General features: G+C 59.2%; 16 protein-coding genes. 8 read left to right on the top strand and 8 right to left on the bottom strand.

What is annotated here, in order from left to right; translation table 11 throughout:
* Nucleotides 1-38: 38 nt before the first annotated feature.
* Complete coding sequence (locus tag ACVWW6_RS28490; protein ID WP_456681762.1) at nucleotides 39-371, bottom strand: c-type cytochrome; 333 nt, start codon at nucleotides 369-371, stop codon at nucleotides 39-41.
* 76 nt (nucleotides 372-447) lie between these two features.
* Nucleotides 448-819, bottom strand: coding sequence for a hypothetical protein (locus tag ACVWW6_RS28485; protein ID WP_304553550.1), 372 nt, complete (start codon nucleotides 817-819; stop codon nucleotides 448-450).
* Between the two features lie 724 nt (nucleotides 820-1,543).
* Between ACVWW6_RS28485 and ACVWW6_RS28480 the strand changes: the two genes are divergently transcribed.
* Both ACVWW6_RS28480 and ACVWW6_RS28475 read left to right on the top strand, forming a co-directional pair.
* A complete protein-coding gene (locus ACVWW6_RS28480; protein WP_456681761.1) occupies nucleotides 1,544-1,894 on the top strand; it encodes a GYD domain-containing protein in 351 nt (116 codons plus the stop codon).
* A 274-nt stretch (nucleotides 1,895-2,168) separates the two neighbouring features.
* Nucleotides 2,169-2,597 carry a universal stress protein gene (locus tag ACVWW6_RS28475; RefSeq protein WP_456681760.1) on the top strand — a complete coding sequence of 143 codons (429 nt, stop codon included), beginning with the start codon at nucleotides 2,169-2,171 and terminating at the stop codon, nucleotides 2,595-2,597.
* Between the two features lie 1,043 nt (nucleotides 2,598-3,640).
* On the opposite strand, the gene ACVWW6_RS28470 is transcribed toward ACVWW6_RS28475, so the two are convergent.
* Nucleotides 3,641-3,979, bottom strand: coding sequence for a hypothetical protein (locus ACVWW6_RS28470; RefSeq protein ID WP_304553554.1), 339 nt, complete (start codon nucleotides 3,977-3,979; stop codon nucleotides 3,641-3,643).
* A 417-nt stretch (nucleotides 3,980-4,396) separates the two neighbouring features.
* Between ACVWW6_RS28470 and ACVWW6_RS28465 the strand changes: the two genes are divergently transcribed.
* Entirely contained in the window at nucleotides 4,397-4,564 is a 168-nt protein-coding gene (locus ACVWW6_RS28465; protein WP_456681759.1) for a hypothetical protein, read from the top strand.
* 219 nt (nucleotides 4,565-4,783) lie between these two features.
* Here the strand turns inward: ACVWW6_RS28465 and ACVWW6_RS28460 are convergent, their stop codons facing one another.
* The gene (locus tag ACVWW6_RS28460) at nucleotides 4,784-5,911 is read right to left on the bottom strand and encodes a CapA family protein (protein ID WP_304553556.1); all 1,128 of its coding nucleotides are present in this window, start codon (nucleotides 5,909-5,911) and stop codon (nucleotides 4,784-4,786) included.
* Nucleotides 5,912-6,134: 223 nt separating this feature from the next.
* On the opposite strand from ACVWW6_RS28460, the gene ACVWW6_RS28455 reads away from it, so the two are divergent.
* Nucleotides 6,135-8,972, top strand: coding sequence for an AMP-binding protein (locus tag ACVWW6_RS28455; protein ID WP_456681758.1), 2,838 nt, complete (start codon nucleotides 6,135-6,137; stop codon nucleotides 8,970-8,972).
* A 91-nt stretch (nucleotides 8,973-9,063) separates the two neighbouring features.
* Here ACVWW6_RS28455 and ACVWW6_RS28450 read toward each other — a convergent pair whose 3' ends face one another.
* From ACVWW6_RS28450 to ACVWW6_RS28435, 4 genes are read right to left on the bottom strand one after another with little or no spacing between them, the layout of a single operon-like run.
* Nucleotides 9,064-9,285: a CBS domain-containing protein gene (locus ACVWW6_RS28450; protein WP_456681757.1), complete on the bottom strand. Its 222-nt coding sequence runs from the start codon at nucleotides 9,283-9,285 to the stop codon at nucleotides 9,064-9,066.
* Between the two features lie 56 nt (nucleotides 9,286-9,341).
* The gene (locus tag ACVWW6_RS28445; RefSeq protein WP_161533254.1) at nucleotides 9,342-10,115 is read right to left on the bottom strand and encodes an IS5 family transposase; all 774 of its coding nucleotides are present in this window, start codon (nucleotides 10,113-10,115) and stop codon (nucleotides 9,342-9,344) included.
* A gap of 7 nt (nucleotides 10,116-10,122) precedes the next feature.
* Entirely contained in the window at nucleotides 10,123-10,371 is a 249-nt protein-coding gene (locus ACVWW6_RS28440; RefSeq protein ID WP_456681756.1) for a CBS domain-containing protein, read from the bottom strand.
* Complete coding sequence (locus tag ACVWW6_RS28435) at nucleotides 10,346-10,723, bottom strand: DUF1476 domain-containing protein (protein ID WP_304553559.1); 378 nt, start codon at nucleotides 10,721-10,723, stop codon at nucleotides 10,346-10,348. Before ACVWW6_RS28435 ends, ACVWW6_RS28440 begins: the two co-directional genes overlap by 26 nt.
* A 184-nt stretch (nucleotides 10,724-10,907) precedes the next feature.
* Between ACVWW6_RS28435 and ACVWW6_RS28430 the strand changes: the two genes are divergently transcribed.
* The 4 genes from ACVWW6_RS28430 to ACVWW6_RS28415 all read left to right on the top strand — a co-directional run bounded on the left by ACVWW6_RS28430 (nucleotide 10,908) and on the right by ACVWW6_RS28415 (nucleotide 13,998).
* Entirely contained in the window at nucleotides 10,908-11,771 is an 864-nt protein-coding gene (locus ACVWW6_RS28430) for a CHAD domain-containing protein (RefSeq protein WP_369525334.1), read from the top strand.
* 115 nt (nucleotides 11,772-11,886) lie between these two features.
* Nucleotides 11,887-12,588 carry an alpha-ketoacid dehydrogenase subunit beta gene (locus ACVWW6_RS28425; RefSeq protein WP_456681755.1) on the top strand — a complete coding sequence of 234 codons (702 nt, stop codon included), beginning with the start codon at nucleotides 11,887-11,889 and terminating at the stop codon, nucleotides 12,586-12,588.
* Nucleotides 12,581-13,777, top strand: a complete 1,197-nt coding sequence (locus tag ACVWW6_RS28420; protein ID WP_456681754.1) for a dihydrolipoamide acetyltransferase family protein — start codon at nucleotides 12,581-12,583, stop codon at nucleotides 13,775-13,777. The genes ACVWW6_RS28425 and ACVWW6_RS28420 overlap by 8 nt, the downstream gene beginning before the upstream one ends.
* A complete protein-coding gene (locus tag ACVWW6_RS28415) occupies nucleotides 13,774-13,998 on the top strand; it encodes an acyl carrier protein (RefSeq protein WP_404522300.1) in 225 nt (74 codons plus the stop codon). Before ACVWW6_RS28420 ends, ACVWW6_RS28415 begins: the two co-directional genes overlap by 4 nt.
* Nucleotides 13,999-14,163 lie beyond the last annotated feature (165 nt).

The following is a 14,163-nucleotide window of genomic DNA, read 5'->3' as shown; positions in this document are numbered from 1 at the left end:
GCGACACCGTCTCGGTCCCCTGTGAGCATGCCCCGATCTCATTTCATGACCGCGAGAGCGTAAAGGTAGGCAAGGATCGCGTGGACGTCTTCATCGGAAAATTCGATCTGTGGCATTTCCCTGTGCCTGGAAACCATGCCTTCCGAGAGCTCTGCTTGCAACTCACGTGGATTGAACCGAGCGTAGATATCGCGCATCGGCGGAGCTTCCTTGAGCGGGCTTTCGCCAACGGCTTCCATCGCGTGGCAGCGGCCGCATTTCTCTTGAAGGACCATCTTGCCTTGTTTAGCTGCCTTGCCGAGGTCGGCGGCCTCGATGTCCACCGGCAAGCCCAGGAGCAATCCGATGCCGAGGCTGAGAGCCTGAGCCACGAAACGCGCTGCCACTTGTCTATACTTTACCAGGACCGGGTTCGCGGACCGCGCGGACAAGACACCGACTGGGCGATCAAATAGCCGTGGCTTCATCGGCATCCCCTGCGTGCCCATTCCGGTCGCCCAGGCGAACATAGTCGACAGGCCTCCGTAAGACGTCCCGGACCTCATCGTCTTCTAGTGCATCCTGAATCCAGCGCACCGACTTGCACTGATTGATCTCCTTCGGGATAGCCTTCTCAGGTCGCTCGTCCTGAGGTTGCTTGGAAGGTGGCTGGCCGTGCTTCATCGTCTTCCTCGTTCTGGCGGCCGGTTCCAGCGGCGACACGAAATTTGTCACCCGCCTCACCCAGCTTTGCTTAAGTGCAATGTCAACTTCGGTCGCATTGTCGACGATGACCACACCTTCGGCCACAAACGGAGGGATGACCGCAAGTGCCGACAACGGATCCGCCTTGCCGCGAATTTATCCGCCAGCCCGGCCGCGACGCTGACAAGCGGCTTCAAAACGTGGTCGGCATTGACGTATGTCAGCATTATTGCATAGGACATTGTGGCTTCCTTACTGCGGATGACAAGGCGTTGGCGGGCCAAGTTCTTGAGGCTCGGGTGCGCAAAATCGCACTGTCGCGCAGCCGGCAATCGTCGCGCGGGTCCTGGCGATCAATGCTTCATCGCATGACAGAGCCCCTGTGCTGCTCAATAAGCGTATGTCGCTGTTCTTTGGCATCAAACACGGTCACCTGAAGTTTCGGATAACGCTTTTTGATTCCGCGCGCCGCTTTCTCGGCGGCGTCGTACGTTTCGTGTCCGGACTTCAGCTGCCGATCGACTGCAACGTGGAATGGTTCGATAAGGGGTGGTTTGCTGACTGTTCGAACTCGGGCTGTCGTCCCATTGGCAATGGAAGGCCCTGTCTGTCCCGTCCAATTTGAGGGCCTGCTGCTACCCCTCGAGACCCTCCCCTGCTTGCGTATGGCCATTGTTTGGTTTCCTTCGAGGAAGTCATTCTTCGATGAAAATGTGAAGTAGGGCTGGCTTCGGGCCTTTGACCCACCTCAATGTGCCTATGCATTTCTTCATTGGTTGGTAGCAATGGAGCGCATAAACTCGCGCCGACACGTCAACAGGAATTGATCTCGCTCAAAGCACCTTGAAATATCTTAGACATGATCGTTTTGGGGCTATCGGAGGATACATTATTCATCACGCAGGGTCGCTTTGCGCCAGACGCTATCAAGGGAAAGCCGGAGGATCGATCTGAGACGGCGGGTCAATTGTTCGCGAAATCAGGCGGCAAGCTTCTCGCCTACTACATGACCTTCGGCGAATATGAATTCTTGATCGTTTGTGAAGGTCCATATGAGGGCGTGGCGATATCCGTCATTGTCGCCGCCGCCGGCGGTGGCGTAACGGACCTGAAAACGACGCTCGCCATGACGTCTGATGATATGAAGAATGCGTTCGCCAAGGCGGGTTCCGTTGCGGCAAGCTTCAGACCGGCTAGCGCGAAGACGTAGGACGCAACTCATCGATCGCGGACGGCAGAAGTGTCTTTCTGCTCTGCTCTCGGGGTGGCTCGCACAACAGACGATCTCTTATGCGAGCATCCTTTGCGCACACGCCGCGGATGCGAGTACAATCTTCATATAGATACACGAGCATTGCGCTGCACGTGAGTATTACATTTGGTTCAGATAACTGATTGATTCATCTCAACTGACCGCGCAACCTGCTGAATAGAGTGCCTCTCCTACAGCCGAGGACTTTCAACCCTCTCATGGGAGGCCAGAGATGCGGCGTATCATGGTGGCCACGGACGGATCCAGTGGAGCAGATCGCGCGGTTGACGTGGCGGCGGAGATCGCCAAAGCTTTGTCGGCCAACCTGCTAATTGTCACAGTTGCGGATAGCCTGGCATTCGAGCAAGCGCAGCAGATGGTGCGAGCCGAGGGAAGCACGGGCGACGTGCTGGAAGCAATGACAACTCAGATGCTGAAGACGGCCGAGGCGCGCGCGCGCGATCTTGGCGCATCCCAGATCGAACTACAGGTGGGCTGGGGTGACATCACCCGATCATTGATCGATATTGCCAGGGGCGGCTCGGTCGAGATGATAGTGGTAGGCCGGCGCGGTCGCGGCCAATTGGCCGGGCTGTTGCTTGGCAGTGTCTCCCAGAAGCTTGTGAGCCTCGCACCCTGTGCAGTCATCGTCGTTCCCTAAATGCAAGATCGGTGCGTTGCAACCAGCTTCCGGGACAAATTCTAGAATTTGAGTCGCAGGCGCGTCACCTTCCGAGCGAGACCTGAATGCTCCACCACGACCGAGCTCAAATCGGCACCAAGGGGCTTCCTCAGCCGCACCGGATGTCGACGGCGAGCGCATCAGAGACCCCTGTGAGGCGAACCATCGGCGATCTTGCGCCCGCTCCATTGCTTGAGCGCGGTACGGCTCCACGGTGCTGGGCTTGCCCCGCAGATGAATGGCGGACACGCCGTCGCGATGGCCAACAGGCGATAATTCACGAGGCCCCAACTCAGGCCTTGACGTCGTTTTTCGGGGGACGCAATTCGCTTTTGGCCCAAGCTTGAAAGTCTGGGACCTGCATTGGGTCGATGTCGTCACACTTGACGCAGCGAAACTTGCGGCCGCCTGTCTTAACGATCACGAAGTGCATTGGCTTGCCGCATTTCGCGCAGATCGGGCGGGGGGAGTTTTTGGGCATGGGGGCTCACGCTGACTTGAGGCGCGAGTCTTCCGCTCACAGTCATCGGACAAGTTGCCGGGTGGGCCGATGATGCAAATACGCTAATTCACCACTGTGACGGCCGCATCAAAAAAGAACTGGCCTACGTATTGTTGCGGAGCTGCACTTGGGTTCAACAGTTTCCGGTTACCTTCGGTCTTACCCAGTTGGCGACCTCTGTTTAGGGACAGAGGGCACCCGACCCAATGAAAGAGGCCGCCAACTGCGGCGGCCCCTTCGGTCAAGCTGCTAGTAAGGGCCGAGGGCCTCAACAGCCTTCCTAGTCGCGCACTCCAAATCGGGATTGAGACGGTCTCAATCCGCTCCGCAACTGAAGGTATTCGCACATATCTGAGCAACAGCTACTTTGATGTGGGTCAATGTCAAGCGTCAGCAATTTCGGACACGAAAAATCAGCGAGTCTCTGCGAGAAATGATCTCCTCCAGAGCAAGCGACCGCGAACAATTACCGCGCGTCTCTCGCTTGGCGGCAGCGCGTGTCCCACTATGAACGACAGTGCTATTTACGAGATGACGCGATCCCAGCGCGCAATCGGTCGCAGATGTGTTCAAGCTGAGTTTGCGTATTCTCGACGTTCACAAGCGTCCGGTCCGCTTGCTCACGTTCCGGAGCGCCGAAGACACTAACATCGCGGGACTGCTTTGAGCGCGTCAGCCTTTCGCGACCACTTGCAGCTCTGAGCTCGGCAAATTCTAAATCCCCAAGATCGATACTGAGCTTTTCACCCTCGGCCACGAGCAACATCGTGACAACGCTACGATCGTGAGGACTGAGATCATGGTTGTAGAGGACACCGAGATAATGATCTATGTTTGAGCGCGTTTGAAATCGGTGCATGGCGCCAATCCCCGAAAGGCAACAAGATACCAGCAGTTGAACGTTGCGGCGAGGATAAACTCGCGACGAACTTTGCCATCAGAAGATCGTGTCGGGCCAACAACGCCGGTTGCTTCGGCGGTTGGCTTCCGTTCTGCCCCGCGCTTCGAACATGACATGTCGCGGCGCTCACCCCATACATGGGGTCAATTGTGCACCGCACCGCCCGATTGCCAGCTTTGCCGTCTTGCACCCTGTCGCCACTTGTTCCTGATCAGGCACTCAATACTTTCCCTTACGCCTCATTATCACGACCGAGCCAACTGCAAATCGAGTGGCGTGTGCACAACGATACAACGTATTCAATCAAGGATAGGGATAGGCTTGGACGTCTCTACGCAAATTTGCACGACTAGCTAGTACGTGGAGGATATGGCCATGACGATTGATGGCACCCGGTTCGGCGAGATAACCATTGACGGAAGGACATATGACCACGACGTGGTCATTCGGCTTTCAGGTGAAATCGTGAAACGCAAGAAGAAGCTATCGAGGAAGCTTTATGGTACCTCGCACACACTCTCAAAAGACGAAGAAGGGCTGTGAGCAGATCATCATCGGCTCCGGCCAAATGGGCAATGTGCATCTGTCGCCGGAAGCCGAAGCCTATTTCAAGAAGCATAGCTGCAAGGTCCTGCTTGAACCGACAGCCGAGGCAATCGGAGCGTTCAACCGATCGGGTGGAAAGAAGATCGGGCTCTTTCATGTGACCTGCTAAAGGTCTCCTCGCAAGCTTTGCTGCCCGATCGTTCGCGGCCGGAACAGTCAGCTGTCTTTCCCTGGTCCGGTGACCACGAGCTGCGCCTCGGAATCAATCGCAAGCCTTGTCCCAAACCTCTGACATTCCCGATCGAGAGTCTGTGCGATCCATTCGATATCTCGCCGTTCCGGAACAGATAAACGAAATTTCTTGATCTGCAGGGGAATCAGCCTGAGCGCGTGAAAGTCTCCGTTGGCAAGATCGAAGTCCGCGAAATACATTAGGGTCAAATCGTCACGGTAGCGCTCGTAACCGCGGATTCCCTCGTAGTCGTTCAGGAAGTCACCGCAGCCATAGAGGATGAGACGATCACGATAGACCTCGATTGGTCTCGGGTGATGCGACGAATGCCCGTGAACGATCGAAACGTCGGCCTTGTCGATAAGCGTCCGCGCAAACATCTGCTGCTGATCCCGGACATGATATCCCCAATTGGATCCCCAGTGGATCGAAACGACGACCAGATCGCTCGGCTTCCTGAGTGCCGCGATCTGGTCAACGACGCGCTCGGTGCTCGGCTCGGACAGGTCAGGCAGCAGATTGATACCTGGAGCATCGCTCGTCGCTGCCCAATCAACCGGAACGCCGCTCGAAGGCGAGCCAAAAGAGAAGACCAGGAGCCGCGCCTTCGAAAGGTTGAGGACGGCCGGTGCACAGGCCTCCTCAACATTGCGCCCCGCACCGGCTACTTTGATATCGAGTTTTTGCAGAGTCTTTAGTGTCTCGAGCAGACCGGCACGGCCCCAATCGAGCACATGGTTGTTGGCCAATGTGCAGCAGTTGATCCTGGCGGCGTCAAGACATTCAGCATTTTCGGGACTCATGCGGTAGTTGATACCCTTTTGCACGTAATCGTTGCTGCGGGTCACCGCCGTTTCGAGATTGACGATGCGCGCATCCGGCTGCATGCGCTCGAATTCGTCCAGTGCAGCACCCCAGATGTAAGACGGGCCATTGCATCGCGGAATCGGTCCGTTCGCCTGCTCGGCAAGCAGAACGTAATCCTCCGCCGATCGCATATGGTCCTCGTAAATCTCAGGGCTGCAGGGGTGCGCCAGCACCTGGTCGATGCCGCGTCCGCACATAACATCTCCGCACAGGAAGAGTCGCACCATCCCTGATCTATCGGTCATGGCAAGTCACCGTGGTTCGAAGGGAGATGTTGCGGGCGAAGTGGCGTGTCGGCATTCATGATGACGACCCAGGCTTGGCCAAAGCCATGACGATCGGGATGATTGGAAAGTATCGCTCCAAATGGTCTGGTTTCTTGACCTAGGTCAGAGCCTTCGCCAGCCGGCTTTCACCCGTGTTGACCTTAGTCAATGCCATCTAAGTGGCGCGATCTAAGTAGATTCTATGGATGCTGCATCGGGCAATGACGAGCTGCGCCGCAACCTGACCGCGCTGGTGCGCGATCTCGTCCGCGAGCTCCATCCCCAGCGCAGCCGCTTGATCGAGATCGAGCCCTCCAGCCGCATCGAACGCGATCTGGGGATCGACAGCCTCGCCCGCACCGAATTGATCCTGCGCATCGAGCGGGCTTTTCATGTGCACCTTCCCGCACAGGCGATCGGAGAAGCCGAGACAGTCGAGGATCTGGTCCGCTCCCTCGAACAGGCGGGTCCCGCACTCGAGCACGCTGCTTTGGCCGTACCGCCGTCTCCCGTGCTTCCGGCCGTACCGGCAGCGAGCGCGGCGCAGACCCTGATCGAAGTGCTGAACTGGCACGCTGCGCGACACGCCGATCGCTTGCATTTGACGGTGTTGCGGGACGAGGCCACGGTTCTCGGGGCCCTCACGTATGGGGAACTTGCGGCCAGGGCCAAGCGCGTGGCGATGGGTCTGATCGGCCGCGACGTCTCGCAGGGAGACCGGGTCGGCCTCATGCTCCCGACCAGTGTGGAATTTTTTGTGGCGTTCTTCGGCATTCTCTATGCTGGAGCAATCCCGGTGCCGATCTACCCGCCAATGCGGCTTTCGCAGCTCGAAGATCACTTGCGGCGGCAAACCGGGATACTGCGCAATGCCGGTGCCTGCATGCTCATCACAATGCCGGAAGGGCGGCAATTGGCGGGTTTGTTGGGCAATCTGGTGGAGAGCCTGACAACGGTAGCCAGCGTTGCCGATATCGAAGTATCGGCATCGACGGTCACGTTACCTCAGCTCACGGATGCGAGCGCAATAGCATTGATTCAGTATACGTCGGGTAGCACTGGTGACCCGAAAGGCGTTGTGCTGACTCACGCCAATCTGCTTGCCAACATCCGGGCTATGGGGGCAACCATGGACGCAAGTTCAGCTGATGTCTTCGTTAGCTGGCTGCCGCTTTACCACGATATGGGGCTGATCGGCGCCTGGCTCGGATGCCTGCATTATGCGGCAAGACTCTACGTGATGTCGCCGTTGAGCTTTTTGATCCGCCCTCAAAACTGGCTTTGGGCGATGCACAGGTATCGCGCAACGTTTTCGGCATCGCCCAACTTTGGCTTCGAACTTTGCCTTGCCAAGATCACCGACGACGATCTGAAGGGACTCGATCTTTCTTCGCTGCGCATGGTCGCCAACGGCGCCGAGCCTGTCAGCATCCAGACGTTGCGCAAATTTACCGAACGGTTCGGCCGCTACGGTTTCCCCGGGCGGGCAATGGCGCCGGTCTATGGGCTGGCCGAGTCCTCAGTTGGCCTGGCCTTCCCGCCCCTCGGCCGCGGACCGTTGATAGATCGCGTCGACCGCGACCAGCTCAGCATTCACGGCATTGCTGCACCGGTAGGGCCCGACGGTACGGTGGCTCTGGAGGTCCCGGCTTGCGGCCAGCCGCTTCCGGGACATGAAATCCGGGTGGTTGACGAGGCAGGTTACGAGCTTGGCGAGCGGCGAGAGGGACGGGTGGAGTTCCGTGGTCCATCGGCCACGCGCGGCTATTTTCGCAACGAGATCAAGACCCGTGAACTGTTTCGCGGCGACTGGCTCGACACCAGCGACCGCGGCTACATGGCCGGAGGCGATATCTTCGTCACCGGCCGCATCAAGGACATCATCATACGTGCCGGAAGGCATCTCTATCCCCAGGAGATCGAGGAAGCGGTTGCCAATGTGCCCGGCGTTCACAGGGGCGGTGTAGCGGTGTTTGGAGTCGCCGATCGCGGTTCCGGCACAGAAAGAGTCGTTGTGCTGGTCGAGACTCGGGAGACCGATCAGGCGGCCCGCGCTAGCCTGCAAGCCCAGGCGCATGCGGTGGTAACCGATGTTGCAGGCACACCGCCTGACGAAATTGTGCTTGCGCCACCACGCACCGTGCCGAAGACCTCCAGCGGAAAGATCCGCCGCAGTGCAGCCAGGGACCTCTATGAGAGTGGCCATGTCGGCCCAAGCCGGCGTGCGCTGTGGTGGCAGCTGTTGCGTCTTGCTGCAGGAGGCGCAGGTCCACAGCTCAGGCGGCTCGGCCGATTGCTCAGTGAAAGCCTCTATGCAGCGTGGTGGTGGATCGTGCTTGGCTGCGCGTTCGTCGCCGGATGCCTCGCAGTGCTCGTTCTGCCTACGCCTAAAGCGCGCTGGGCGGCGGTTCGGCATATCGGGCGCGTTTCGCTGGCCACTATGGGGATACCTCTTACAATCCGCGGCATTGAAACAATTCCGGCGCGCGGAGCTGTGCTGGCGTTCAACCACTCCAGCTATATGGATGCCCTGGTCCTCGCCGCCACGCTTCCCGGCGAACCGGCTATCGTCGCGAAGCGCGAATTGGCGCAGCAGCGGATTGCCGGACCGATTCTACGCCGACTCGAGATCCCTTTTGTCGAACGTTATGACGTCTCGGCAAGCTGGGCGGACGCCACGACAGTCGCCGCACTTGCCCGCGCGGGGCGTCTCCTTGTCTTCTTTCCTGAAGGGACGTTTACCCGCAGGGCCGGACTGTCCAGCTTTTACCTCGGCGCGTTCAAGATTGCCGCTGAATCCAACCTTCCCATCCTGCCCGGCATCATAAAGGGAACGCGAACAGTCTTGCGTAGTGACCAGTGGTTTCCGCGCCGCAGCGCGATCAGTATCGAGTTCGGCGCCCCGGTCCTGCCTGCAGGCACCGACTTCCAATCAATCGTTCGGCTGCGCGACCAGGTCCGGCAATTGATACTCGCGCGCTGCGGCGAGCCTAATCTGGAGGAACTCATCAAACCTGAGCCGGCGCCTCGTCTGACTTGACAGGGACAGTCATGATGATTCCTCCGAGGCTTCGCAAAGCACAATTCCCACAACCGTCTTTGTGTGGGGAGAGAGCCTTCAGCCGTACTAATTATGTCGCCTTCGCCCCCTCCTCGGTTCGGCTCAAACAGTGCTCCAAAGCAGTGATCAATTCGAACCGGCTGATCGTCCCGATCACCTCGTCGGCACAGACTACTGGTATCTGCGAGACCCGACGCCGGTCCATCTCGGCAACAGCGTCATCGATCGTGGCGTCCTCATCCACGAAAACCGGATTCGGCGTCATGATTGCGGCGACACGAACCGCGCGCATTCTCTCTCGCGCCGGGCCGCCCTCCTCGATCCCCAGCAAGGACTCTAGAACCTATCTCAAAATTGTCGAAACAGGATCAGCAGGCAAGCGAGCTGGACGAAGCCGAGGAAGTTTTGCGGATAGAACTCCCAGCGGACCAGCAGGCGCCGCCGCCACTGTATCCAGGCGAAGAAGCGTTCGACCAGCCAACGCCGAGTATAACGACGGAGCCTGCGGCCGTCCTGGGTGAGCGACCTCACTCGGTTTGAACGATGTGGCGCGATCATCTCGATGCCTTGTGACCGCAGTTCATCGTCGAGCGCATCGCTGTCATAGGCGCGGTCGCCGATCAGGTTCTCTGGCTTGGCCTCGATCATGTAGAAGTCGAAGCAGAGCTGTACCAAGCGCACTTCGTGATGGTTCGCGGCATGCGTGCTCACTGAAAGCGGCAAACCGTGGCGATCCACAATCGCCATGATTTTTAAGCCTTTTCCGCGCCTCGTTGGGCCGATCTCTGCACCGCCGCCTTTGGCCATCGCAAAGGTCGCGTCGATGAAACACTCCTCTTCGTCGAGCAAGCCTTTCTCGCGAAGTTCGTTGGCGATATCGGTCAGAACGCGTCGCAACACTTCATTGCGACACCAGTTCTGAAAGCGACGATGTACGGTCTTATAGTTCGGATAGCACTGCGGCAGCATGTGCCACTGCGCACCCGTGTTCAAAATCCAAAGAGCGGCTTCGAGAACTTGACGCGTCGCAATCGGCTTCCGGCCCGGCCGGCCGTCGGCAAGGTGCTCTTCCGGAAAGTGTTTCCGGATGCGCTCCCATTGCTCGTCCGTCAGCCGAATCATCTTTCCTTTATAGCCGATCGACGCTGATCTTCAATTTTGAGATAGGTTCTAGCCAATTTCCCGCCGGCGGACTGACGCCCAATTCATCGCGATGCAACAAATCCCCCTCTGAAACAATCCCGACCAGATGCCCGCTATCATCCAAAACAGGAAGCCCGCGTTGATTTGTCTCCAGCAAGAGGCGTGCGGCGTCGATGAGTAGCGTGGTCGGCTTGACGGTTGCAAACGAACTACGCATGATTTCGGTCACGAGCATGCTTTTTAGTCCTCCCTTCCTGGTCGCTTGCTTGGGAGCGAGAGCCGCGCACCGAGATTTCCGCTTGAGCTGGAAACTGGTCCATCACTCGGCGAACCTGCTGTTGGGTGATTCCTCGAGGACCTAGATCTGTCGCGATGTGCTCAAGCGCCATATCAGGATTTGGAGATGCAAGATCGACAGCGCCAAGATCGCGGGCATAAGCCTCGCTGTCCTGGCTTGTTTTTCCGAGCCACTGTGCGGCCCAAAGCGCGAGCGACTTGACAGCGCGCTCTCGCGCCTTGAACTTCACCTCCTCGCGATGGGCAAATTCCGCTTCATATGCATTTTCGCGCTCGTCGAACGAGGTCATTCGTTCGTCTCATTCTGTCGGGCTCGCGTGAAAAACAAGGTTAGTCGAGGCGCGCATTCCAGTTGTTGATTCATGTCAACGCTGACGAGCGCAAACCCACTTCTGCTGCTAGCGAAGCGCGTGCACCGGAGACTGAAGCAAACTTGTCAACAGCCTGAGGAACCGCGCTTGGGACTGCCACGAAATGAAAGGCGCCGCAACTTCAATTGGAGATCACGTCGATGGCCCGGTGCCAGCGCACGCCTCTGCGCCCTCGCCGTGCGACTGCCAGACAGCTTTTCAAAAGATCGCCACGGCCTGCGTCCGTCAGATCAGGCGTAGTCGCAGGTCGGCCATTGCCGCAGATCCTGACGCCATCCATACCATGAGGATAGAACTCACACGGCTTCGTGCCGCAGTTCGCTTCTTTTCTCCCATGGTCAAGGACGAGGCGTGGTCGCCAATCCGCAAGGAGCTGCGCTGGTTGAACTCGGCGCTTGGTAATGCACGCGACCACGATGTTACCGCAAATTATACGCGGCGAAAACGCTATCGCAGCTGGGCAAAAGGTTCTCGGCGCGCTGTAGTGCGAGCACAGGACAAAGCTCATCGCAGCCTGACGCGAGAGCTCACCTCGGCTCGATACGACCAATTGATGGCGGCGCTCAATCATTGGCTGGCGAAGGGCTCCTGGCTGGAGCATGATCAGCGGCTCCGGTCCGAGCCCGTCGATGTCTACTGCCAAGCGATCTTGCGTGATTGGAGGACCGAAATTCGGCAAAAAGGCCAACGGCTGCGAACTCTCCGGCGCAAACAACTACATCGGCTGCGAATCCGGTGCAAACGCTACCGCTATATGTTAGCGGCACTGCAGTCTTTGCAAGTAAACATGCCTCAGCAAGATTTGGCATTCGGAGAGATCGCCACACGAGCCCATCGCGCGTTAGGCGACCTCCGAGACCTTAAGCGCCTGCGGAAGACAGCACAGCGTCTGCCTCCCCATTATCGCAAGAGCACACGAAAACTACTCGGACAGACTGAACAAGCGTTTCGACGGCGGCACTGCTAGGCTCTTGAATCGACATCAATACGCGCAACTCTTATTGGCTGCAGGCAAAGATCGGTCACGATCACAAGAGCGATCGTCGAACATTTAAAGTAGGCTCCTTGCCAAGAACTTAGGGGTGCGGATCTCGTTGTCCGGCAATCAGTTCGGTGTTCCCCTGGTAATCCGCATGGCCACGGGCGCCGGCCGTCAGCTTGCGGCCCAGCACTCCCATAGCCTCGAAGGCTGGTACGCGCATATTCCCGGCATCCGGGTGCTTGCACCGGCAACCCTTGAAGACGCCCGCGGCATGCTGTGGACCGCGTTGCAGGAACCCGACCCGGTGCTGATTTTCGAGAATGTCATGCTCTACAACATGTCGGGCAAGCTTGCCGTCGATGCCGGCGCGGTGAACATCGACAAGGCCGCGGTCCGCCGCCAGGGCCGCGACATCACGCTCGTCACCTATGGCGGTTCGCTCTGGAAGACGCTCGAAGCGGCCACGACGCTCGCCACCGAGGGCATCGAGGCCGAGGTTATCGATCTGCGCAGCTTGCGGCCGCTCGATGACGCCACCATCATGGCCTCGGTGACCAAGACACGGCGCGCGGTGATCGTGGATGAAGGCTGGCGTTCTGGAAGCCTGGCAGCGGAAGTCGGCATGCGCATCGTCGAGCAGGCCTTCTGGTCGCTGGATGCGCCGGTCGGCCGCGTCTGCAGCGAGGAGGTACCGATCCCCTACCCCCGCCATCTCGAATACGCCGCACTCCCCGCAAGCACCGAAGATCGTGGCCGCCGCCAAGACGGCGCTCGGCCGGACATGAGGCTGCGTCGTGGTTGAATTCCGCATGCCCTCCCTCGGTGCCGATATGGAAGCGGGCACTCTGGTGGAATGGCTGGTGAAGCCGGGCGACCGGGTCAAGCGCGGCGACATCGTCGCGGTGGTCGAGACCCAGAAGGGCGCGATCGAGATTGAGACCTTTCAAGCCGGCCGGATCGAGAAATTTCTGGTTGAGCTTCATAGCAAGGTCCCGGTCGGAACGCCGCTGGCGCTGATCCGGGCCGAAGGCGTGGCAGCGGCCGTGGCAGCGCCAGCGCCAACCGCGGCGCCCATCGCCCCCATGCCATTGCCACAGCCTGCGCCTCCACCAATGCCGGCCCCCGCGCCGATGCCGCCAGTGGGACGCGCCGCTAAGGCCTGGGCTCCGGCTTCGCCCGCCGCCCGGAGGCTTGCAGAAGAGCACGACATCGACCTCTCAGCGATCGCCGGCACCGGCCCGGGCGGTGCAATCACCTATGCAGACGTCGAGCGCCGTCTCGGCGTGGCCGCGCCGCCGGCCGAAGCGAAACGCGGAACCTGGCTCGACCTCGCCGCGATGCGCGCGGCCATTGCAGCCGCGATGGCTCGGTCGAAGCGGGAAATCCCGCATTACTATCTCGCGCATCAGATCGACGTGACGCCATGCGAACGTTGGCTGGCCAATAAGAACGCGACGCTCCCGCCAGACCATCGCCTCTTGATTGGCGCGCTCGCCCTCAAGGCTGTCGCCAAGGCTCTTCGCCGCTTCCCTGCCTTCAACGGCTTCTATCGCGACAACCGGTTCGAACCGTCAAACGCCATCCACGTGGGGGTCGCAATTGCGATCCGCGGCGGCGGCTTGGCGGCCCCCGCACTCCACGACACGGATCAACTGCCGCTCGACGAGCTCATGAACGGTATGCGCGACCTCGTGCAGAGGACGCGGGCCGGACGCATCCGCAGTTCGGAAATGTCCGATCCCACGATCACGGTCTCTAGCCTCGGCGAGCGAGGCGTCGAAGCCCTTTACGGTATCATCTATCCACCCCAAGTCGCCATCGTCGGGTTCGGCAAGGCCGTCACGCGGCCCTGGGTGGTCGACGGAGCGATCGGACCACGGTCCGTAGTCACCATGACGCTGGCAGGCGACCATCGGGCGACCGACGGGCACGCGGGGGCGTTGTTCCTTGCCGAGATCGGCAAACTCTTGCAGGAGCCTGAGAACCTATGAGCGAGATCGAGATCCACAAAGTCCTGCAGCAGGAGCTCAGCACGATCGTGAAGGAGGAACTCAACAACATCGCCCCAGAAGTCGACCTCGCAACCGTCGATCCTGCAGCCGATCTGCGCGAGGCAATCGATATCGACTCGATGGATTTCCTGAACTTTGTGACCGCACTGCATCACCGGACCGGGATCGATATTCCGGAATCGACTACCCGAAACTTGTGACATTGTCGGGAATGGTGACCTATCTCGAAGCCAAGCTGAAGTCCGGCAAGATCTAATATCGACGTTTTGCCCGCGCTGCGGTCTCCAGCGCACCACGGCACGGCGAAGGCAGCCGAGCGATCCACGGCGATGGACGCGCACATGAAACGAACGCCCAGCTAGCTT

The organism is Bradyrhizobium sp. USDA 3311, from assembly GCF_054062495.1.
The sequence above is the reverse complement of the archived record's forward strand: the minus strand, read 5'-3'. Positions and strand labels throughout refer to the sequence as shown.

Coding starts and splice junctions, on each gene's coding strand:
- ACVWW6_RS28455 (WP_456681758.1), top strand. CDS start 6,135: ATGGATGCTGCATCGGGCAATGACGAGCTGCGCCGCAACCTGACCGCG.
- ACVWW6_RS28465 (WP_456681759.1), top strand. CDS start 4,397: ATGACGATTGATGGCACCCGGTTCGGCGAGATAACCATTGACGGAAGG.
- ACVWW6_RS28445 (WP_161533254.1), bottom strand. CDS start 10,115: ATGATTCGGCTGACGGACGAGCAATGGGAGCGCATCCGGAAACACTTT.
- ACVWW6_RS28450 (WP_456681757.1), bottom strand. CDS start 9,285: ATGCGCGCGGTTCGTGTCGCCGCAATCATGACGCCGAATCCGGTTTTC.
- ACVWW6_RS28430 (WP_369525334.1), top strand. CDS start 10,908: ATGAAAGGCGCCGCAACTTCAATTGGAGATCACGTCGATGGCCCGGTG.
- ACVWW6_RS28475 (WP_456681760.1), top strand. CDS start 2,169: ATGCGGCGTATCATGGTGGCCACGGACGGATCCAGTGGAGCAGATCGC.
- ACVWW6_RS28415 (WP_404522300.1), top strand. CDS start 13,774: ATGAGCGAGATCGAGATCCACAAAGTCCTGCAGCAGGAGCTCAGCACG.
- ACVWW6_RS28470 (WP_304553554.1), bottom strand. CDS start 3,979: ATGCACCGATTTCAAACGCGCTCAAACATAGATCATTATCTCGGTGTC.
- ACVWW6_RS28440 (WP_456681756.1), bottom strand. CDS start 10,371: ATGCTCGTGACCGAAATCATGCGTAGTTCGTTTGCAACCGTCAAGCCG.
- ACVWW6_RS28435 (WP_304553559.1), bottom strand. CDS start 10,723: ATGACCTCGTTCGACGAGCGCGAAAATGCATATGAAGCGGAATTTGCC.
- ACVWW6_RS28460 (WP_304553556.1), bottom strand. CDS start 5,911: ATGACCGATAGATCAGGGATGGTGCGACTCTTCCTGTGCGGAGATGTT.
- ACVWW6_RS28480 (WP_456681761.1), top strand. CDS start 1,544: ATGATCGTTTTGGGGCTATCGGAGGATACATTATTCATCACGCAGGGT.